Annotated in this window: 13 protein-coding genes and 3 pseudogenes; 11 read left to right on the forward strand and 5 right to left on the reverse strand. The window is 48.0% G+C overall.

Going from position 1 to position 21,393, the window contains the following annotated elements; all coding sequences use genetic code 11:
- Positions 1-19: 19 nt before the first annotated feature.
- Positions 20-922, reverse strand: coding sequence for an AraC family transcriptional regulator (locus AC27KL_RS23470; RefSeq protein WP_487171265.1), 903 nt, complete (start codon positions 920-922; stop codon positions 20-22).
- Positions 923-1,200: 278 nt separating this feature from the next.
- Here AC27KL_RS23470 and AC27KL_RS23475 point away from each other — a divergent pair, with 278 nt between their 5' ends.
- Together AC27KL_RS23475 and AC27KL_RS23480 are read left to right on the forward strand one after the other, a co-directional pair.
- Positions 1,201-5,979 (forward strand): S-layer homology domain-containing protein, encoded by a 4,779-nt coding sequence (locus tag AC27KL_RS23475; protein ID WP_487171266.1) that lies wholly within the window; start codon positions 1,201-1,203, stop codon positions 5,977-5,979.
- A 101-nt stretch (positions 5,980-6,080) separates the two neighbouring features.
- Positions 6,081-6,263, forward strand: a pseudogene (locus AC27KL_RS23480) (tRNA-dihydrouridine synthase); the annotation flags it as partial.
- A gap of 205 nt (positions 6,264-6,468) precedes the next feature.
- Here AC27KL_RS23480 and AC27KL_RS23485 read toward each other — a convergent pair.
- Positions 6,469-7,542 carry a LacI family DNA-binding transcriptional regulator gene (locus AC27KL_RS23485; RefSeq protein WP_339323481.1) on the reverse strand — a complete coding sequence of 358 codons (1,074 nt, stop codon included), beginning with the start codon at positions 7,540-7,542 and terminating at the stop codon, positions 6,469-6,471.
- Positions 7,543-7,897: 355 nt separating this feature from the next.
- Between AC27KL_RS23485 and AC27KL_RS23490 the strand changes: the two genes are divergently transcribed.
- The 5 genes from AC27KL_RS23490 (at position 7,898) to AC27KL_RS23510 (ending at position 13,061) form a co-directional block, all read left to right on the forward strand.
- Positions 7,898-9,229 carry an extracellular solute-binding protein gene (locus AC27KL_RS23490; protein WP_487171294.1) on the forward strand — a complete coding sequence of 444 codons (1,332 nt, stop codon included), beginning with the start codon at positions 7,898-7,900 and terminating at the stop codon, positions 9,227-9,229.
- Between the two features lie 16 nt (positions 9,230-9,245).
- On the forward strand, positions 9,246-10,121 hold the full coding sequence (locus AC27KL_RS23495; RefSeq protein ID WP_487171295.1) for a carbohydrate ABC transporter permease: 876 nt from the start codon (positions 9,246-9,248) through the stop codon (positions 10,119-10,121).
- Complete coding sequence (locus AC27KL_RS23500; RefSeq protein ID WP_487171267.1) at positions 10,108-10,947, forward strand: carbohydrate ABC transporter permease; 840 nt, start codon at positions 10,108-10,110, stop codon at positions 10,945-10,947. The genes AC27KL_RS23495 and AC27KL_RS23500 overlap by 14 nt, the downstream gene beginning before the upstream one ends.
- A gap of 45 nt (positions 10,948-10,992) precedes the next feature.
- Complete coding sequence (locus tag AC27KL_RS23505) at positions 10,993-11,931, forward strand: MTP-1 family protein (protein ID WP_487171268.1); 939 nt, start codon at positions 10,993-10,995, stop codon at positions 11,929-11,931.
- A gap of 62 nt (positions 11,932-11,993) precedes the next feature.
- Entirely contained in the window at positions 11,994-13,061 is a 1,068-nt protein-coding gene (locus tag AC27KL_RS23510) for a BtaManbiosPhlase (RefSeq protein WP_487171269.1), read from the forward strand.
- A 198-nt stretch (positions 13,062-13,259) separates the two neighbouring features.
- On the opposite strand, the gene AC27KL_RS23515 is transcribed toward AC27KL_RS23510, so the two are convergent.
- Complete coding sequence (locus tag AC27KL_RS23515; RefSeq protein ID WP_487171270.1) at positions 13,260-13,910, reverse strand: nitroreductase family protein; 651 nt, start codon at positions 13,908-13,910, stop codon at positions 13,260-13,262.
- Between the two features lie 118 nt (positions 13,911-14,028).
- Between AC27KL_RS23515 and AC27KL_RS23520 the strand changes: the two genes are divergently transcribed.
- Complete coding sequence (locus AC27KL_RS23520; protein ID WP_487171271.1) at positions 14,029-14,394, forward strand: MerR family transcriptional regulator; 366 nt, start codon at positions 14,029-14,031, stop codon at positions 14,392-14,394.
- Between the two features lie 314 nt (positions 14,395-14,708).
- On the opposite strand, the pseudogene AC27KL_RS23525 reads toward AC27KL_RS23520, so the two are convergent.
- Positions 14,709-15,460: pseudogene (locus tag AC27KL_RS23525) on the reverse strand (IS3 family transposase); the annotation flags it as partial.
- Between the two features lie 402 nt (positions 15,461-15,862).
- The gene (locus AC27KL_RS23530) at positions 15,863-16,330 is read right to left on the reverse strand and encodes a hypothetical protein (RefSeq protein WP_487171272.1); all 468 of its coding nucleotides are present in this window, start codon (positions 16,328-16,330) and stop codon (positions 15,863-15,865) included.
- A 766-nt stretch (positions 16,331-17,096) separates the two neighbouring features.
- On the opposite strand from AC27KL_RS23530, the gene AC27KL_RS23535 reads away from it, so the two are divergent.
- The 3 genes and pseudogenes from AC27KL_RS23535 to AC27KL_RS23545 form a co-directional block, all read left to right on the forward strand.
- A complete protein-coding gene (locus AC27KL_RS23535) occupies positions 17,097-17,666 on the forward strand; it encodes an SF0329 family protein (protein WP_487171273.1) in 570 nt (189 codons plus the stop codon).
- A gap of 234 nt (positions 17,667-17,900) precedes the next feature.
- Positions 17,901-19,091, forward strand: coding sequence for a DUF4317 domain-containing protein (locus tag AC27KL_RS23540; protein WP_487171274.1), 1,191 nt, complete (start codon positions 17,901-17,903; stop codon positions 19,089-19,091).
- A gap of 837 nt (positions 19,092-19,928) precedes the next feature.
- Positions 19,929-20,252 (forward strand): annotated as a pseudogene (locus AC27KL_RS23545) (DUF4317 family protein); the annotation flags it as partial.
- Between the last annotated feature and the right edge of the window lie 1,141 nt (positions 20,253-21,393).

The raw sequence follows: 21,393 nt of genomic DNA on the forward strand, positions 1-21,393 counted from the left end.
GAATGCTAGGCTCCTCTTTTTATTCCAGCTGCCGGGCTGCGCTGCGATATTTCAGCGGCGTAGTGCCGATTACCTTTTTGAATAACCGGATGAAATATGAGGCGTTCGGATACCCGACCTCTTCAGCGATCCGTTCGACGGAATGTTCGGAATTCTGCAGCAGCCGGCACGCCTGCTTGATGCGCCTTGCCGTAATATATTCGCTTAAGCTGCCGCCAGTCTTTTGCTGGAACAGCCGGGAGATATAAAATTTGGAGAGGTGCAGATGGTCGGCGATATCCTCTAAATGAATCTCTTCGGTGTAATGTGCTTCAATCCAGTTCATGATCCGCTCGACATACGAGAAGGGACGAATCTCGATCGCAGCGTCTTTCTGCATCCCGCCCTCTACTACTGCGGCCTCTAGCATGTGGAGGAGCAGCATCGTCATATCTTCCTCCTCGCTGATGCCGTTGCCATCTTTGAACTTTTCGTTGTACAGGGCGAATACTTGCTCAAGATAATCGCTATGGGGCCGAAGATCAAGCGGCTCGGCATGCGCGCTTCTCCATAGTCGTTCGAACAGGGCGTGACGAGAGCGGAAGGGGAGCAGCGCCCGGTGAAAATAATGCGGATCGAAAAACATCATCGTCCGGACATAAGGCGCGTCTTCGTTTACGTCGGCGTAGACCTTATGCAGCTGGAAGGGCTGGAAGAAGAACAGCATGCCCGGTTTCATCTCATAGGTCTTCTGATTGACGATGACGAATCCGTTACCTTCACGAATGTACAGCATCTCGCAGCACTGGTGCCAGTGGTAGAACCCTGGATAGGATGCTGTCGAGCGAGTGGTTGGACCGTATAGGAGCGGCTTGTTGCCTAACTGAACGGGCTCGAACAAATAGTTCATCATGTCCTCCGCATGGTCGGCGTGTAATGCCACTAGTATAGCAATCCTTTCCGGCCAATTGAAGAAGGAAAGTCAGTGCCCTTCGAAACATCTTAAATACCTGCACAGGAAGCTTAAAAAACTTCATTCCGAATGAGAGAACGAGTTGTTAATGTTAAGGCAGAGGAAGCATCTTTCTGACCATTGACAAGCACAAGAGGGGACGGTCAGAATTGACAGCGATTACATTTGCATGTGCAGGTTGAACGATTCGGGTGCTTCAGAAGAAAAAGGCTTCAAGAAGGTTGGTTATACGAGAAAGGAGAGCGGTCATGAGAAAGCAGTTGAAACATGCTTTATCGCTATTGCTATGCGTATCCCTCGTATGTTTGCCGCTATTCACCATTTTGGGAGCGAAAATTGCGGCAGCGGCTGAGACAAGTTCCTACCCGGCGGTACAAGACGCCTTTGTGTCCAATTTCAACAAGCAGGAAGACAGCCTGGGCATCAGCTTGAACGCGAATAAATTAATCTACGGTAAACTCCGGCATGTTTATCTCAAGTTTGATTTATCCGCTATCGATACGGAACGTTATGCAATTGACGAAATGAATATGGTACTGAATTTTCGCAAGTCGCATGCACCTAACGAACTCGTTTTCACGGAAAGCGAGTCGATCTTGCGAGACGCCGGTGACGAGTGGACGGTTAACAATCTGACCTATAATAACCGTCCTTATGATATCGCGGAAACGCCGGTCGTCACGCAGAACGTTACGTCAACCGGGGAGGAGAATCTGTCGGTCGATTTGTCGGCGATTTTTCGGAACGCGCTCCATAACGGAAGAACAACAATCAGCATTCATCTGACGACAACCCGTGTAGATGACAGCACGGTATCCGCCAGCGAGATGTTCGCTTCGAGGAATGCTTCAGGATATCCCGGACCAACCTTGTCCGTTACACTGGGCCAACCGATCGTGGACGACGGGATCGATAAGACGGCGCTTAACGCGCTTATTACCGAAGCCGACCAGATATTTGAAAGCGATTACGAACCGACTAGCTGGGCAGTATTCGCAGAATCCCTTCAGGAGGCTAAGAGAGTAAGTGGAGGCAATGCCACGCAAGCCGAAGTGGATAAGGCGCTCCTGTCGCTGCAAACGACGATGGATAATCTCGCGCCAGCAGAGTTGCCTGTCCAGATTGAGGCGCCGGACATGGGAAATTATTTCAATAACGGCAAGACCGCGGCTATGATTTTCAGGATGAAAAATGAAGACGGCAAGTACGTGAAGGTTGATTCCGTCTCGGAAAAGCTGTCGTTTGTGACAGATGGCGCCGAAGCGTCTACGTTTGCGCTGTATGTCCAAGACTATTTTGCCAACGTGGATCATAAGGAACCGGAGGTCGGAGCTACTCGCACGTCATATGCCATCCGATCACTCGATACTGGCAAATACCTGACGATCCAAAATTACTATACGGCGGAAGAATTCCTCACAAATACGCATCGTTACTTCAATATTCGAAGCGGTGACCCGAGCGGCACCAGCACCGACAGAACGTTCGAGGTCAAGGCGTCGGCCAGTATGCCGAACTGGAACGAACGCTTCTATATCGATCACTTTGTGAATGCAGGTTATTATCGAATCCAGTCCCACCTGTCCACGATGAGAGACGACGCAGGCTTCAACCGGTTCAATGTCACCATGCTGGACGACGCCATGCAGAGCAGCGGAACGGCGGCGCTCGATCAGGAATACCGATTTTACTTCGAAGAGGTGACAGGCAGAGATCAACTCGAGGTAAGTCAGGAAGTAACCGGGGGCGATGCCGTATTGTTCTGGCGTCCCGTGAACGGCGATACGAACCCTGCCCATTACAGCATAAAAGGGAGTGGTGCTGACATCGTCTTGGCCGATGGCTTGCTGCGTGTGACGTTATCGGACTTGAGCGTTGGCGTACACGACTATACCGTTGCTTATAATGGGGGCGGGTATGAAGCGAAGGCCGATGTGAAGGTCCGAATCTTCAGTCATCCGGGCATTCTGCTGTCCGCAGATGACTTGGCTGCCATGAAGCGCCATGTTGGAGCGAAAGAAGAGCCGTGGTATTCCGATTACAAGCGGCTCCTGGATAGCGTTGCCTATGATGTAGCGAGCCCCGATTACGAGACAACCGTTTTCTCGAACGTCGGACGCGGCGGCGCACCGTCGGATTCGGCCAACATCGGTTATTTTGAGAAAGGGGGAAATGCGGCGTACTTCAATGCCTTGCAGTGGGTGATCACGGGTGAGGAGCAATATGCAGAGAAGGCGGTCGACATCCTTACCCAATGGGCGAATGGGTTGAAAGTCATCGACGGCAGAGACCGAATTCTAGGTGCTGGCATCAACGCTTACAAATATGCCAGTGCGGCGGAGATCATCCGGTATTACGACGGCGGCTATAGCGGCTACAGCGACGATGACTTCAAGGCGCTGCAGAATATGATGATCAACGTAGTCTATCCGGTCATTCAGGACGCAGCTGCGCCTATGCTCGCGAACGGCAATTGGGATGCGGCGGCAATCGTCAGCATGATGGCGATCGGCGTTTTGTGCGACAATACGGAAATCTTTGATCGCGCGAAAGCCTTGTACCAGGACATTCACGTAAACGGTTCGATCTTTGCTTATGTGAATGATGCGGGACAGACGATGGAGACCGGCCGCGACCAAGCTCACGCCATGCTCGCCCTTGGGTACATGGCCGAAATCTGCCTAATCGCCTACAATCAGGACGAGGACTTGTACTCGCTTTACGATTACAGATTAGCGAAGGCTTTCGAATATACAGCGAAATACAATCTGTTCTCGAAGGAACTGTATGGCGAGGATGTCCCGTTCGTCTCAATGCCGAACGTATTCGGCGATACGAGCAGGGGCTATTACGGCGTCGGTTTCGACAGTGAAAATAACGGCCTGAACAGAGGCGAGCTCCGTCCCGTCTTCGAGCAGGCGCTTGCGATGTACAACAAGGTCGGGGGCTTTGATTTAACATGGACGAAAAGGGCTGCAGAGGCGATGCGGCCGCAGGGCATGGTGCATTTCGACAACTTGAACTTCGGCACGCTGACACAGTATAACGGCGAGCCGTTAAGTTCAAGCGGACCGTATTTTCAGCTGCGGACGAGATGGGAGCCTTTGTACCAGCGGAATTGGAGTATGGTCGACGGTCAGCGTGTCGCCGAGACGCTGAACTCTTACTATGATGTGAATGAGAACGGCGAACTGGTTACAAACGTCATGAAGAAGGATGCACCTTTCTATCAGCTGGTTGCCAACGATGACGGCACATATTCGATTCGACTGGTTAGGACGAACAACTACCTCTCGGTTAAGGATGAAACGGTAGAGGGTTACAATCTCATCCGGGCCGATGCCACGACGATCGGCGAGAACGAGAAGTTTCTGCTGCGTTCCACCGGGGTAGGGCCATTCTTCCTTGTTTCACCCAAATATGATAACCGGATCGTATATCAACACGCGGCTGGATCAGGGAGCAATGCGGTGCTGACGCTTCGTCTTGGGATGAAAACACTGTCGCAAATATCCGATATCCCGAACGTCTCGACGAACGAGAGATTCATCTTCATGTACAACACGGAGGAGATTGCGCTGAATGATCTGCCAAAGCGGCCAATTGGCACACCGCCAACCATTACGACCACCGCCCTGATTGGCGGTGAAGTGGGTCAGTCCTACAGTCAGACTCTTGCGGCGAGCGGTGACGGGGCCATTACATGGCAGGTTACTGACGGCGCACTGCCTATTGGATTGAGTTTGTCTGAAGATGGACTTATTAGCGGCAGGCCAACCAAGAAAGGGACCTATACGTTCACGGTCCAAGCGGAGAATAGTGCCGGCAGCGACACGTCAATGCTTAGTATTGACGTCTCTGATGCAGCATCGACTCCTTCCTATTCAGTGGGGCCAACTTTGCCTAGCCTCGATCAGTTGAACGACAAGGCGAGCGTTACCCTCAATGGCACTCAGGCTCGAGGTACGCTTACCCAAAATGCCGACGGGAGCTTCACGCTGACGAGTGACGCGGCGCAAATCTCAGCCGCTCTTGGCGGTGGCGATGAGTTGATCATTGAGGCGAATGAAGTTATGAATCTGACGGTGAAGCTTCCGATCGCGGCGCTGGGCACGGCGAAGTTGACGATAAAGAGCGAATTCGGTACGGTCACCGTTCCAAGCGTCACCTTACAGCATATAAGAGACAAATTCGGCGAGACGCTTGGTCTGCGCGTTCGGAAGGGAAGTTACATTGTCGAAGTGCTGAAAGACGGCCAGCCGGTTGTTTATGATCAACCCGGCTATCCGATGACCATCACGTTGCCTGTCAAGGTGGCGGAAGGCCGCGATCGGTATGCCTATGTCGCCGTGAAACGAGGCAACGGCAAAGACAAGATCTTCCCGTTGGCTGTCGGCGAAGATGAAAGCGCAAGCTTCGATATTACGGCTACGGGGACCTACGACATGATCGATAACGGTAAGACCTTCCAAGATATCTCGCCGGCTCATTGGGCGTCAAGAGATATCACCTTCATGTCGGCAAGGGGCCTGCTCGAGGGAACAGGAGATCACCGCTTCAGCCCTGCAACAACCATGACGAGGGCAATGTTCGCGCAGCTATTGGCTAACCTGGAGGGGCTTGATCGCAGCGCCTCTACGCGCTCGGCCTTTTCCGATGTGGCGGAGGGACGCTGGTACACGGCTGCCGTTTCGTGGGCGGCCACGAACGGCATCTTCAATGGAACAGGTCAAGGCCAATTCAGGCCGAATGACGGCATCACGCGCGAACAGTTGGCGACTATACTTTACAACTATGCGAAATATAAGGGTTACGGACTGCCTGCACAGGGTACAGCCGTGTTTGCCGACGGCAGCAGCATCGCTTTGTGGGCAAGGGAGGCCACGGCCGCCATGGCGGCCTCAGGCATCCTGGCCGGCAAGCCGGGGGGACACTTCGAACCGAAAGGCAACGTAAGCCGTGCGGAGGCAGCGACAGCTCTCGCAAGATTCATTCGCACGATTAGTTCAACGCAAGTTCATAGTTGAATTTTACGATTAACCATCGATGGTACCAGCGATTCGGCACGCGTGTCAGACAGTATTTTGGCGGAATAACCACTGCGAATAAGCGAGGAGTCACAACCGCAGATCTCCATAATCAGTACTCCCAAAAATTAGAGGCCCGTCCATTCAAAGCTCTTCACCGCTTTTTCAAGATTTATGTCAAAGGGTTCCGAGGGGCAAGCGAACTCAGAAATCAATTGATGAGCACGACGTCTACCGATGAAGTACGCGCGCTTCTGGACGAAATTTACGAAGCATATGGATGAGGGTGGAGAAAGTTAAAGGTTAAAAGGGAACGTTAACACCCCTTATCGAATAGCACGCGATGCAACTAAATATACGCACCTGGAAGAAGAACAGCCCGAATGGATGGGCTGTTCTTCTTTTTGTTAGTACGTGTATCTTGTCAGGTGTTGGGAGCCGCCTTCGTTTACTCGATAGCCCCCCTGTTTTTTACATGCTGCTTCATAGTTAAGCTTCCTCTTCTCTTCCTGGAGGCGGTGCTGTGGATTCCCGGACCAGCAGCTGCGTCGGCAGCAAAATTTCCGTATAAGGCTGATCCGGATTCTGCAGGCGGGAGAAAAGCTGCTTAATGGCATAAGTGGCAAATAACCTGCGATTCACATCCAGCGTTGTGGTCGGGGGAGTACAAACCTGCGACAGATACCCGTTGTCGAAGCTGACCACCGAAGCCTCTTGGGGAACCTTCACGCCCAGATGCTGCAAAGCGGACGTAATCATAAAGCCGAAGCCGTCGTTGACGCAGAACCAGGCGGTCGGGCGTTCCTGCATTTGTGCAATTGCACCGTGTACATAGCTGCTGTCTTCGATGGCGTCTTGAATAAGCCAGTCTTCGCGAAGCCGGATGCCGGCTTCGAAAGCGGCGAGACGCATGCCTTCAAGCCGCTCGTAATGGCTGGGAGAATAGTCGATATCGCCCATGAAACCGATGTCCTTATGGCCTAATTCGATCAGATGGCGCACCCCCTCATACGCGCTGAAACGGTTGTTCGTAAGGATGCTGTCGGCTTGCAGCGAGGGATGGTGGTGGTCAATCAGGACGGCAGGAATGCCGGTATCCAACACGGCTTGTACATAGGGCGTCGTAATGTGGCTCAGGATCAAAATGCCGTCTACCGACCGGTTCTCCAGAAAGGCGGGCAGGCGAAGCGCCTCTGCGTCCTCCGGGCTGATGGATTGAATGACAAGTTCATAGCCGTACTTTTTCAATTCTTTATCTACACTTAAATAAATGTCCCCAAAAAACGATTTTCTGGAGAAAGCATAATCCGAAGCAATGAGGGCGATGGTGCCGCCGTCTTGAAGGACCGCAGAAGGATCGGTGGAAGCAGGGGAAGCGGCAGCTTCGTTTTGCCGGCCGCGGCGGCTTTTCCTATAGACGTATCCCAGCCGTTCAGCGGTTTCCTTCACCAGGGCGCGCGTCGCTTCGCTGACCCCGTCCTTCCCTGTTAGAGCCTGGGAGACGGAATTTTTGGATATATGTAGATGGTCTGCGATGTCCTGCATGGTAACTTTATTTTTCAAAATAAATTCAACCTCCGTCGAGCAACAACCGGAAGGGCATTAAACCGGTCTTGCATTCGATTTCATTTTTTCAGTTCCGGAGACGACTGTCAAGCATTCGAGGCTCTGAAACCGGACCTCATCCAAGCGTTAGTTATATGATAAGATTGTAACGTTACAAAATAGAAATGTAAACTTACTTTTCGTTGTATTATAATAGAGTGTAATTATTAATATGAGTTGACAAGTATCATAATCAAGGTAATAATAAGGTGCATAAGCGCTTACATGGACTGAAAATAAAGTTTTGTAATGTTATTTTGCGGATTTTTGTTTGAATTTGAAATTACATTCTATTGGAGGTCATGTTCAAATGATGAGAAAATCACTTGGTGCACTACTGCTGGCCGCCGTAGCCGCCACGATGTTGTCCGCATGCTCCACCGGTCAAGGCTCGACGGAAAGCAGTGGAAATGGAGGGGCTTCGGGTGGAGTGACAACCATCGAATTCTGGGCCGCTCCTAACCCAACGCAGCAGGCCTACTGGCAGGAAATGGCCAAAGCTTATGAATCGGAACACTCCAACGTCAAAATTAATGTCAGTGCCATCAAAGAGTCGCCGACATCCGAAGCGAGCATTCAATCCGCGATTGCAGCGAAGAGCGCTCCGACCATGTCCGAGAACATTAACCGGGGCTTCGGCGCGCAGCTGGCGGACAGCAAAGCGCTGGTTCCGCTCGATACGCTGGACGGATTCCAAGATATTATCAAGGCACGCAACATGAGCAGCACCATCGAACCTTGGAAATTCGCGGATGGACACCAATACGTGCTGCCGATCTATTCCAACGCTATGCTGTTCGGCTGGAGACTGGATGTTCTGAAAGAGCTTGGCTATAACGAACCGCCGCAAACCTACAGCGAAATCGTGGAGCTGACCAAGAAGCTGAAAGACAAATACGGCGATAAAAAATATCTGTGGGCGAAAGCCGATTTGGCCGATCCTACGGCCTGGAAACGCTGGTTTGACTTCTACATGCTGTATGATGCGGCTTCCGGCGGCAACAAGTTTATTGAAGGCAGCCGGTTTACCGGCGATCGGACAGCCGGCGAAGAAGTCCTTACTTTCATGGACGATTTGCGGAAAGCGAACGGACTCCTGGCCCGCCAGGTGACGGATCCGTTTGAAAATGGCGTCGGTGTCTTTACGGACGTGGGTCCTTGGACGTTCACAACCTGGAAAGAGAAATATCCGGATCTGAAATACGGCGACAACTTTGCATTGACCATGCCTCCGGTGCCGGACGGGATGGATCCTAAAGACAGCAAAACCTTTGCGGATACCAAAGGGCTGGTCATTTATGCCTCCGCTACGAAAGAACAGCAGGCAGCCGCGATTGACTTCATGAAATGGGTATATTCCGATGCGGCAAACGACGCGAAGTGGTTTGAGCAGACCAACCTGCCGCCAGCGCGAGACGATTTGACAACCAACGATTCCTTCAAAGCTATTTTGGATAAGCAGCCGGAGCTGAAGCCTTATGCGGAGAATGTTCCCAATGCCATTCCGCCGATGGATAACGCAAAATACAACGATTTGCAAACCATCATCGGAACCGAAGCTTTTAACAAAGTCGTCAAAGGGCAAATTTCTCCGGCTGAAGGTTGGGCTAACATGCAGAAAGCGATTGAAGGCGCCCTTCAATAAGGGAGGATGACCGATGATGGACCATAGAAACAATAAAATGGGCTGGTTATTTACCAGCCCCTACCTTATCTATTCGCTTATTTTCTTTTTCGGACCGCTGATCTGGTCGTTTTTCCTGTCCGTCACGGATTGGAATCTGATCGCTCCGACTTTTAATTTGATCGGGATCGAGAACTTTGCGAATGCCCTAAAATCGCCAAGCGTACATTCGGCCTTCTGGGTGACTTATAAGTTTATGATTATTTTCGTACCGATTGTAACGGTGCTGGCGACGGCCGTCGCTGTGCTGGTGCACGGTCTGCCGCGCTTTAAAAGCCTGTTCTTGATCGGTTTTTTTCTGCCCTACCTGTCCTCGGGCGTTGTTTCATCGCTTATTGCCAAGGGACTTCTTTCTTACACCAGCCCGATGAACGTATTTTTGCGAAAAATGGGGCTCGATATCGACTGGCTGGGCACGCCATTATCTGCGCTATGTATTGTCGGCCTGATTCTGGCCTGGAAATTCACCGGGTATTATGCGCTGATCCTGACCTCGGGCCTGGAAAGCATCGATAAGGAAGTGTACGAGGCAGCTGCCATCGACGGCGTTACCGACCGTCAGCGTTTCTGGCGCATTACGCTGCCGCTGCTGTATCCGTCGCTCTATACAACGCTGATTCTGGCATTTGGCGTCACGTTCGGTATTTTCACCGAGGTGTATCAGTTGACGGGCGGCGGCCCCAACAATGCGACCAACACCTGGCAGATGGAAATCTTCAAACAGGCATTTACGAACCTGCAGGCCGGTTATGCGTCGGCAGTAGCCTTGCTCGCTTCGGTCGCCACCTTTATTTCGATCTTTATCATTCGCAAATTACTGGAGATATGGGGGAAGAGAAATGGTTGGGTCTAATCGAAATCGCGGCATCAGACGGACGGTCCGGTATGCGCTCGCCATGATCCTGCTCCTCGTGATGGTTTACCCGTACCTGTATATGGTGCTGAACTCTTTTGCCGACTGGGCGCACATCGATAAGCAGCTGCTCCCGACGAAATACAGCCTGAAATCGTATGAATGGCTGTTTACCGGCGGGGAAACGGGGATTCCCCGTCCTTGGCTGCATGCTTTTCTGAACAGCGTCATGGTTTCGCTTGCTTCCACGGTACTGATGATGATCTTCGGCGTGATGGTCGCTTACGCGCTGTCCAAGCTGAATTTCTTTGGACGGAACGCGATCAACAACTTCGTTTTGTTCCATATGTTTTTCCCGGCGATTATTCTTTTAATTCCGACGTTCCTGATCATTCAGAGAGTAGGACTATATGACAGTTATTTGGGGTTGATTCTGCCTAAAGCCGTCAGTTTATGGGCGATTTTTATGTATACTAATTTCTTTAAAGCCGTACCGACGGTCTTTATCGAAGCCGCCCGCCTGGACGGGGCCTCGGACCTTAAGATTATGTATAAGATCATGCTGCCGATGTCCAAGTCGATCACCACCGTCATTTTCCTGTTCCTGCTGATGGAACGGTGGACGGAGCTGCTGTGGGATATGATCGTTGTCAAAAGCGACCGGATGCTCACGCTGAACGTGCTCATTTCGCAAATGTTCGGCCCTTACGGCTCGTATCCGGGTCCGCTTTATGCGGCATCCGCGCTGCTGACGCTGCCGATTATCATGATGTTTATCATTTTCGGCAAGAAGTTTCAGGAGGGCATGCAGTTCAGTTTGAAGTAAGCAGATAGAAGAAGTTATTGGACACTGGATTTGGAGGAAGAAACCATGAGTATACAAAGAGAAGCATTGACCTGCTCTGCCCTGCTGGCCTCCTATAACAGCAAGCAGGCGAGAGCTGAACAGGCAGAAAGGCTAGTGTTTGACGGGATAGGAAACAAGGATGTCTACAATATTGCAGCTCCTTTTGAGGATGAAGGGGAATTGGTGCTTCTCGGACGCGTTGAGCCGCGGGACAGCGAGCATTCCCAGGTGATGTTTTTTGTGGAGCGGGACGGAAAATGGCTGCCGCGAGCCGGCGCGCCGGTATTCGATCTGCAGGATCCGTTTCATACCCGGATCGGCGGAAAGCTGATCGTCGGCGGCGTGCAGATTTATCCGCATCCCGGGAAAGAAAATGCGCTGATGTGGCGCACCGTATTTTACCAAGGGAGCTCCGTTAACGGGCTGAAGGAATTTTTCAAAGGACCGGACGGCATGAAGGATCTCCGCCTGGTAGAGCTGAAGGACGGCAGCATCGGCATTTTTACAAGACCGCAGGGCAAGAAAGGTGGCCGCGGTAAAATCGGGTTTGCCAAGGTTCCATCCCTGGAAAAGCTGACCCTTCAGGTCATTAACGATGCTCCGCTGCTGGAAGGACAATTTACCGACGACGAATGGGGAGGAGCGAATGAAGCCCATCTTCTCAAGGACGGACGGGTAGGCGTGCTTGGGCATGCGGCTTGCTACGATCCAAGCGGTGACCGTCATTATTATCCGATGGCATTTGTGTTCAGCCCGAGCGACTTGACCTTTACGGATATGGAGCTCATCGCGGTACGCGACCGTTTTCTGCCTGGACCGTCCAAGCGCCCGGATCTGCAGGACGTTGTGTTTAGCGGCGGGCTTATCCGCAAGGAGGACGGATCAGCCGTGCTTTACGCTGGTGTCGGCGACGCCGACGCGCAGCGTATCGTGATTGATGATCCTTTTGCCAAATTCGAATAACGCCGGAATGAAACCCCGGACTTTATTTCATGAACTAAAGTGACTACAAGGAGCTAGATGCCATGAATATATACCGTTATGAACAGAATCCGCTGATTACGCCGGCTGACGTCCATCCTCATCGTGATGGCTTTGAAGTGATCGGTACGTTTAACGCCGGGGTGGCCGAATATAACGGCGAAACGATCCTGCTGCTCCGCGTTGCGGAGCGCCCGGTCAGCCGTGACCCGGGCATTGTGCTGGCACCGGTTTACAATCCGGCAAAGCAGGATCTGGATCTCATAGAAATCCGTCTGGATGATGAAAGCTATGATTTTTCCGACCCCCGGGTCATCGTGAAAAAAAACAACGCTCCGGCGTTTGAATACCTCACGTCCTTGTCTTATTTGCGGATTGCTCGCAGCAAGGACGGACATCATTTCACCATTGAGGATAAGCCTTTCATTTACCCTTCCAACTCGCTGGAGATTTTCGGCATCGAAGACCCGCGAATTACGCAAATCGGCGACACCTATTACATTTATTTCTCGGCCGTATCGCCGGTAGGCATCGGGGAAGCGATGGTATCAACGAAGGATTTTCGGACCTGGACCCATCATGGCCTTATCTTTGGACCGGACAATAAGGACGTGATCATTTTCCCTGAGCAAATCAACGGAAAGTATTACGCACTGCACCGTCCGACAACCAAAAGCGTAGGCCGCCCCGAAATCTGGATCGCCGAATCGGACAATTTATTGTATTGGGGCAACCACAAACATCTGATCGGCCTGCGTCAAGGCATGTGGGACAGCGGCCGTATCGGCGGCGGAACCGTTCCGATCAAAACCGAACAGGGCTGGCTTGAACTGTACCACGGAGCGACCCGGGATCACCGGTACTGCATGGGAGCCGTCCTGCTGGACCTGAATGATCCGTCCAAAGTTATCGCCCGTTCCGGCAAGCCGGTGATGGAGCCCGAAGCGGATTATGAAACCAATGGATTCTTTGGCGATGTGGTGTTCTCCTGCGGCGCGACGGTTCATGGGGACGTCGTCCGGATGTATTACGGAGTGGCTGACACGTCCATGGCGTGCGCCGAGCTGAGCCTTAGCGAAATAGTAGAGAGTCTTGAACCCGTAGGGGAATGACCCGCATAAGTAGAATGAAGGAGGACTTCGGATAGGATCCGGAGGCCTCCTTTTTAACGTCTCCTAGAAAAACCAAGCCAGTCCCGCGATTTGGCTGCCGCTATCCGTTGACTACACTCGGACATGCTCCTGAACAAGCTTGAAACATAAAGTGTTTCAGGATAGAGTTCTGATTTCACATTTTTAGCTGATGTTTGGTTATGCCCAAGTCGTAATGGTTTCAACCGGCAGGCGGTAAGACGGATAGCCTTCTTTGGCTGCTTTTCCGATCGAGATCAACATGACCGGCTGGAACCTGTCTTTATGAAGACCAAAAACTTCAGCAATCCGTTCCTTATCATATCCGGCCATCGGGTTCGTGTCATATCCATGGGCGCGGGCAACAAGCATGAGCTGCATGGATACGATGCCCGAGTCGATCAAGCTCATGTCTCGCAGGTCAGATGAGGATATATTCGCATAGTAGGATTTCGCTTGCTGCAAATTCAACTCCATGATGTCCTGCGGCATGTATCCATGTTCTACAGCTTTATCGTAAATCTCGTCGATATATTCAATGTTGTTGGCATCGTAAAATACCGCGATGACAGCCGATGAAGTCAGAACTTGCGACTGGTTGAAGGATGCCAGAGGTGCAAGTTTTTCTTTGCCTTCAGCGCTGTCTATAACAAGGAAACGCCATGGCTGCATGTTAATTGCGGAAGGGGCGCGGGTAGCTTTTGTTAAAATTTCAGTCATTTCCTCCCGGCTAATTTTCACTTCAGGGTCGTATTCTTTGACCGAACGGCGTCCCAAGACAATTTCATTGAAATTGTTAGTTGCTTGGAATTTTCCAGTCATTGTGCTCATGTATTATTTCTCTCCTTCATCTATATTTGTTGTGAGATTCAGGCCGCTTCACCTCACTAGGAGGATTGTAAACTATGAAGTATACTTTATAGCAAGAGAAGGAATTGGGGTGATTAACATGAGGATTAGTGAAGTCGCCAAAATGGTTGACCTTCCCATATCAACAATCCGCTACTATGAGAAAATAGGCATTATCACGAACGATTACATCCGGAGAGAACAGAATAATTACCGGGATTATGCTTCAGAAATCATTCCTTATCTAGAAGTTGTTAAAAAATGTTTGGCTGTGGGATTTTCAATTAACGATATCAAAGCGATGATCTCGAAAAATGGAATGTCCAAAGAGGATCAATCACATATTATTTTGGAGAAAATATCCGAAATCGAAAATGCTCAGAAAAAGTTAGAGGATTCCAAAAAAGACCTGTACGACATTCTTGAAACGGATATTACATGCGAGAAAGGGTTCGGAAAATATTAACGCATGCAGAACCGGCCTCGTGAATCGGAGCGTATGGATTGCCGTATGGCACAAACGGAATCTACTGATTCTTTTGGTAGGTGTGATATTACAGCCTGTTAATTTTCGAAGCCAAAATCACTTGTTTTTCTCAATACATGAACTTTCGGTTTACACCAGCATCTTTAACCAGAACGACAGCCCGGTTTTCGGACATTTGGAATCACTGCTTTTTTGCTGTTCATGTAGGACATGGGATGGAATTATCTGCGAGGAGGTTTGACAATGAAAAGAGCAGGAGTATTATTATAAACTGTGCCCCTTATAAAAAAAGCCTAGGCAGATTGAAGAAGATGATCTCTGTATTGAACAGGGGTCATCTTTTTTAAATTCCATTGATACCTGTAGTGGTTGTAATAGGTTATGTAGGACTTGGTCTCCTGTTTTAACTCGTTCAAAGTCAAACAAGATTTAATGGAGGCCTGATCTTTGGACTGTTTCAATTTCATTTTCTTAACCATTTTTTGAAAATCCGGATGTGTATAATGAGAGCCCTGATCAGAATGAATGAAGGCACCATCGGACTTTTTAAAACTTCTGTTTTTCTTAAGCTTAAGAAGGGTATCTGTTGCGAGGTCCATTGTGATTTGGTCTGATACATGATAGGCCAGAATTTCATTAGTTGAACTGCCCTAGATTGTTGATAAATAGGCTTTCTTACTTAACCGTAGAATAGATAGGTGATATCCGTCAGCAATACCTTACCAGGAATATTCTGCTTAAATTCCCGATTCAGCAGGTTAGGAACGACCCGGTGCTCATGAGTAGCTTTCATCATTCTCTTATAGGGATTTTCCTTCCTGAAAGGGCACACGATGCCGTATTTTTTCATGATCCGCCTGATTCGTTTCAGATTGTAGACAATCTCAAACTGACCCTCCAGTGTCATCTTGATGGAACGGGCGCCTTTCTTGCGTCTTTTGAAATGATAAGCTTTTAAGATGATTTCTTTTACTTTTTCGTCTTGCTGCTCACGCTCGCTTCTCTTTTGCTTTGCTGCGGAAGACCAGTACCTGCAAAAGTACCCTACCGAGAGACTTTTTTAAAGTGTCTTCTCGATAGGGTACAGTTTAGTGAAAGCCCCCATTTTTAACCCTTCATTTAATCAATCTATTTAATGAAGAAACATATTGCTTGGACCTTATAACAGTCGCAGAAGTGGTGGAATGCTACCCCGAAAACATCTGAGGATGTTCTAAAATTGGAGCCGAATACAGTGATTCGTTATCGATGGGCGATTTTGCCTTTCAGATCCCAAGCCCAAAAAACGGCCTCTGTTTGTATCGTTTACGAAGAGGCCGTTATTCATTATTCTTGTATTTGCTTGCTCTATATGGCTACCTCACTTGGGTGCTGGGAGACTGGACATGTTCACATAAGTTGGGATTTTGGACATGTCTAGATTGAAAAGCCATGAATAACCCATGCGTTAACTACCCGTGTTTTTCAGCTCATCCAGATTGGTTCCTAAACGGACGCCGACCGTTCCAGACATTTGTTGTCCTGAGGAAATGGTGATGAAGAAGATACCCGTAGACCATGGGGCCCCTTGGGTGTAATAACTGTGTGGTAGTTTATCAGCTGGGACCGTGTAATACATCTTTTCCGGACCTGTCTGACTACCTTGGTTAACTGTAAACGTGATTGGGTTTGGTCCAGTGTTCTTAATGGTCACTTTTACATAACCCCATCCAGGATCAATAGTAAAGTTATTTACATATCTGGTATTCGAGATTGATTCATTTATTATAACTGGATCTGTAGAATACGGTACAAGAACATCGGACCCCGACGATTCTACTAATTTCACTGGTGCAAGAAACACAGCAAATACAGAAGGAAGACCTAAAATAGTTCCTGCCATGAAAGTCGTTATTACAATTTTTTTCAAATTCATGAGCTACATTTCCTTTGAAATAAAAGTGTTTTGTGGAACAATATATAAAACACTCGGAAATGGAATAAGTTACAAAAGTTACATTATTTTAAATTGTGTGTATGAAGAGAACCGGCCAGGTTGGTCATAACCCCGTCAAGTAGACAAGAATAAAAAGACACCATTATGCTGCGACCGTTTCTCGGTACTCCACCGGGGAACGGTCGTTTAGTTGTTGTATGAAAAGCCGCATAACACCGTTTACTAAGGGCTGAAAACTCGTCATACTCTATAAATTAGAGAGTGATCTTTATATTTGAAGAATTTCTCTCCCAATTTAATGATAAGGGATATCGGACCAGATGATCTTGAATTATGTGACAATTTGGAAGATGTCCATTTGAATACAATATTCCGTTTTTACGCAGTTCTCCCTTACATCTATAAAGGAAAAGTTATTGTTTGAAATTATTTCTAAAGATCTTTGAGGATTCAAAATAGCCCTGGTGTTTGAGATGCAGAGACTTTTGAAAAAGAAGCGGATTGGCGTTTGGTTGATTCTGAAACAAGATACCTCGATGATTTGCTCCGGATCGGAACTGAAAAATGTGTGCCACAAAAACGACAGGAGAACGACAGTGCAAACTTTGTGGGTTGTTTTTTGGCAGGGGGTTATTCATACTGAACAGAGGCGCAAAGAAACGAGAACTTATTTTAAAAAAAAGAAAGCCTGACACCTGACAGCCGCACATACGGATCGGCAGGGTTTGAGAATATAGGAGGAACCATGTCCTGGAGTAAATTGAAGCAGCAACTGGAGAGTTTTCTCTGTCCTGCGTTAGATGGAAGGGTTGAATACCGAGCAACCGGTTATCGTTATTTGCCTGATAAAGCAGGGCTTTGTTATATTTCGGTAGATAAAAAGGACGTCCTCCGAATGAATGATAAAGCGAGTTCAATCAGGTGGTACCAGACGGAGCTGGAAATTAAAAATGACCCCGATATCCAAATTCCGATCAGCGACAAAGAAATGGAAAAGGTCAGAAAAGATACCAAAGGAACCGTTCCGGAGGATCGTCTGAAAGTCATTGCAAGAAACCGAAAAATATCGGAATATGCCAAGGAGCTTTTGGCGGCGCAGGCTTCATTAAGCAAATCCAATTTTGTCGCTGTCGCTACTCAATTTATATCGACTTCTATAGAAGAAAGCATTGAGAGCAAAGATATTTTATTGAATATTCTGGCCTTGGTAGACAGACGAATCGGGAAAAAGCGGATTTTGAACATGTCCGAGAAGATGAAGTTAAAGCATCCCGTTGTGCAGTTTTTTTATGAACTACGGCGTAGTACATGTTGAGGAAAAATAGCTTTCGTTGCGGCAAGGCAGATGGCTATAAAATAGAGAAAAGAAGCAAGACGCGTAACCCTTCTAGCGGAGGGTTTTTATATCGTTTATACTATATAGATTGAATTAAAGTAAGTCACATCTTTGAAACGGATATTCCCTGTGGATCATGGAATGACAAGTAAAAAATTTAATTCATTCGATATGGTAGAGCCAATTTACTTTCTAGGAGTTGTCTGACGAACCATGAACAAGAAAGAAGTCGCGCACATACGCAAGCAGTTTAAGCTGGATAATCATTTGATGCAAATTTACGATATTCTGAACGTGTACATTATGAAGGAAACGAACGAGATTTATCACTGGGAGCGGAGTCCTTTTGGGTTAGTGGACCGGGAGAAGCAGGAGCTGTACATGGGCAATTTCAAAAAGCTGCTGACCGGCGAATTGGATCATAAGCTGTTCGAGCTTAAGTTTACGGAGGAGACGGAAGACCAGAAAGACCCTTCGCGGGTGCTGCTTCACCAAGCGATCCAGACGGGCGATCCGGAGGAGTGGCAGGATCTGATGCTGCTGCTCGTAGAGAAAATGATGGCGGACACGACCTATGAACGGGATACCGTCATTACGTTCGTACGCGGACAATACTACCGGCCGACCAAGGCGCGGAATGATGAAGCCGAAGAGACAGGGAACGACGAAGTGTTCGGACATCCGTTCATTCTATGCAGCGTGAATTCTACGGAGAAGCAGCGGAAGGCGCTCTTGTTCGACTATGTGGAGAAAGAGTTTAAGTACAATGTCATCGTAGATCCAATCATCAAGCTCAGCACGCCGGAGGAAGGATTCTTTTATCCCAGCGTGACGGACAATTATTCCGACGTGAACCGGGTTCTCTATTGTACGGGGAAATCGAATGATCCGAATGAGCGTTTCATCTCTGAGGTCCTGAATGCGGAACGATCTGTGACGGCGCTGGAAGAGCGAGCGATCTTTGAAGACATCGTGAAGGAAGTGGCGGGTGAACAGCTGGACTCGGCCACGATCGCCCACGTGTACGAGGAAATTCATCATGTGATTGAATCCCACCAGGACGAGGAAGAACCTCCGAAGCTGGATTACACCGATGTGGAACGCGTGCTGACAGCAAGCGGCGTAGAAAACGTGACCAAGGAAGCCGTGGAACGGGCGTTTGAAACCATCGTTGACGATAAGAACTATGAACTGAAGGCGAAAAGCGTGATCCCGAAATTTACGTCCAAATCGATTAAGATCGAGACCAAGGTAGCCACGATTACCATCAGCCCACAGGATTTAAGGTATATTAAACAGGTGAGCTTCCAAGGCAAACGCTGCATTATGATTGAGGTTGACGAGGATGCTGTTATTGAGGGCTTTACGCTTACGACAGAGACGTTGTTGGAGAAGGCGGATTGAAAGGATAAGAGCTTTTGAGATGCTCCCCTTACGAAGGCAGGCTTTATGATTTCTCCTGTCTAACGTGAGGGGTTATTGACCTTTTGTTATTTAAGGCCGGTGAGGTGATTACCCTTCCGCAGGTCGCCAAAGCGCGGCGTAATCAATTTATGTTCTTTTCCTAAAGATAAGTACAGGCTGCTTTGCGGTAGAGAGATTCATTACTGTAAAGCAGCCTTTTTGCGATCAATCTCCGGTAATCAATCTACCGATTCCCCGTTCCTTTTTATGATTGTTTAACAATTTTATAAGTAAGGAAGTGTAATTCTCAATATGACTAGGCTGATAAAGATGGAAAAAAACACTATACTAGATGCAATTATTTTGTTTGCTAGATTGAATTTAGTTATTATTCCTGAAAACAGTGACATCATTAGTAAAAATAAGATAAAGCAAGGAATGAACAATTTGCTTTTTTTGCTATAGAAAATATAAAGTAGATAATCTGTACCCCAAAAAGCGATGATCATTATTGAAAATATTCCAATAAGAGCGCTTATTTTTTTTACCATATTCCACCGCCTTTATTACAACCATAACGAAAACTTTAGTAACTGTAAATAATTATATAAATATCTGAATTTATCCCTTCTCCAATCGCCATACATTCCAGGGAATGGATTGGAAATAGAACTGGTTTAGGAATAAAAGAGTAGAACTTATTTACAGTATGGTTCGAATACTTGAACTCTAATTTCATGTATTGATTTTTGCTTTTATTTATAGTTATAAAAGTATCGTACATTCTTGAACGGTCAATGGCGCTGGAAGAGCGAGCGATCTTTGAAGACATCGTAGCTGGATTATACCGATGTGGGACGCGTGCTTACCGCAAGCGGCGTAGAAAATGTGACCAAGGAAGCCGTGGAACGGGCGCTTAAAACCATCATGGACGATAAGCACTACGAACTGAAGGCGAAAAGCGTGATTCCAAAATTTACGTCCAAATCGATCAAGATCGATACCAAGGTAGCCACGATTACGATCAGTCCACAGGATTTAAGGTATATTAAACAGGTGAGCTTCCAAGGCAAACGCTGCATTATGATTGAGGTTGACGAAGATGCCGTCATTGAGGGCTTTACGCTGAGCACGGAGCCGGTATTGGAAAAGGCGGAGTGAAGGGATAAGAGCTTTTGAATGGGATTTCGATACTTACACCAGTAGATTAGGGAGATGCTCCCCTTACGAGGACAGGTTTTATCACCTGTCTACCGTGTGGGGCATTTTTTATGTTCGGTTTATTGAGTTTGTTAATTAGTTGGTCTTTAGCTCTCGTGCTTGTAGTGGTCTTCAAATGATAGCAATGCGTCTAGCACCAAACAAAAGACATTGAAGATTAGGTCTTCGACAATCGTTGAAAAAAACAGCAGGCATATTTGAATCTTTCTTACTTCCAATTCACGCTTACGTTCAGCAAGTATTTGCTCGACTGTCACATCTTTCTGGACAAGAGAGAACCCCTTTTGCTGTTTACGTTTCTGGTCGCATTGATGTCATATAATTTATACTGTTGCCGCGCTCTGGATAGACAACATACGCAATATGCTCTGCAGTTGGAGTAGGCCCTTTTTTCTTAAACGACTCTGTGTAAACAAGTAGTCGGGAACCTCTCCGGGTAAGTAGTGCCGAATACTTTTCTCGATTGACATCTGTATCCTCCTTCTTTCTTGTAGTCATTGCTGTAAAGACCCTGATCGGGAGGAATTGCATTCATAATTGCATGTCCTGTACCCAAACTTATCGCAAATTTGCCCTCATGTTCGAAAAATAAAGCATCTTCTTTTCCCAGCTCTAATTCAACTAAGATGGCTTCCTCATACTGTAATTTTTCATACCGGAGATTCGATAACCTGTTTAGACCGTACATCCTCATTTCATGGATAGGCGTAGTGGCATCGGTCAAAGTTCTGAAAAAATCGTTATTGTAGAGTAAATAAAGTGCAGAAACGTTGATAGCCTTGTTTTGATACGGATAGACAATAAAGTGTGGCTTATATTTTCGACATAATCTCTAATCGATCCTGATCGTATGTGAATGCCTTCGACTTGTTTATTCTTTACGGCCCAAAACTCAGGTTACTAATCTGACCAGTCAAATCCTTCGTTATTATGATGCTCAACAATTGGGATTCGACAAAAGCTTCCTCACCATACCAGTGAGCCATTACTACTTGATGGAGCGAACGTTGGAGTTTGACTAAAAAAGATCCGCCCCGTGGTTACTGACCAATTCGTTGCTTTGACCTTCTCATAGAGTTCT

Source organism: Paenibacillus sp. YAE3 (genome assembly GCF_057546105.1).

What these genes read in the sequence shown, in the direction of transcription:
- AC27KL_RS23540 (WP_487171274.1), top strand. Translation starts at nt 17,901, where the DNA reads ATGAACAAGAAAGAAGTCGCGCACATACGCAAGCAGTTTAAGCTGGAT.
- AC27KL_RS23530 (WP_487171272.1), bottom strand. Translation starts at nt 16,330, where the DNA reads ATGAATTTGAAAAAAATTGTAATAACGACTTTCATGGCAGGAACTATT.
- AC27KL_RS23535 (WP_487171273.1), top strand. Translation starts at nt 17,097, where the DNA reads ATGTCCTGGAGTAAATTGAAGCAGCAACTGGAGAGTTTTCTCTGTCCT.
- AC27KL_RS23505 (WP_487171268.1), top strand. Translation starts at nt 10,993, where the DNA reads ATGAGTATACAAAGAGAAGCATTGACCTGCTCTGCCCTGCTGGCCTCC.
- AC27KL_RS23475 (WP_487171266.1), top strand. Translation starts at nt 1,201, where the DNA reads ATGAGAAAGCAGTTGAAACATGCTTTATCGCTATTGCTATGCGTATCC.
- AC27KL_RS23500 (WP_487171267.1), top strand. Translation starts at nt 10,108, where the DNA reads ATGGTTGGGTCTAATCGAAATCGCGGCATCAGACGGACGGTCCGGTAT.
- AC27KL_RS23490 (WP_487171294.1), top strand. Translation starts at nt 7,898, where the DNA reads ATGAGAAAATCACTTGGTGCACTACTGCTGGCCGCCGTAGCCGCCACG.
- AC27KL_RS23520 (WP_487171271.1), top strand. Translation starts at nt 14,029, where the DNA reads ATGAGGATTAGTGAAGTCGCCAAAATGGTTGACCTTCCCATATCAACA.
- AC27KL_RS23515 (WP_487171270.1), bottom strand. Translation starts at nt 13,910, where the DNA reads ATGAGCACAATGACTGGAAAATTCCAAGCAACTAACAATTTCAATGAA.
- AC27KL_RS23510 (WP_487171269.1), top strand. Translation starts at nt 11,994, where the DNA reads ATGAATATATACCGTTATGAACAGAATCCGCTGATTACGCCGGCTGAC.
- AC27KL_RS23495 (WP_487171295.1), top strand. Translation starts at nt 9,246, where the DNA reads ATGGACCATAGAAACAATAAAATGGGCTGGTTATTTACCAGCCCCTAC.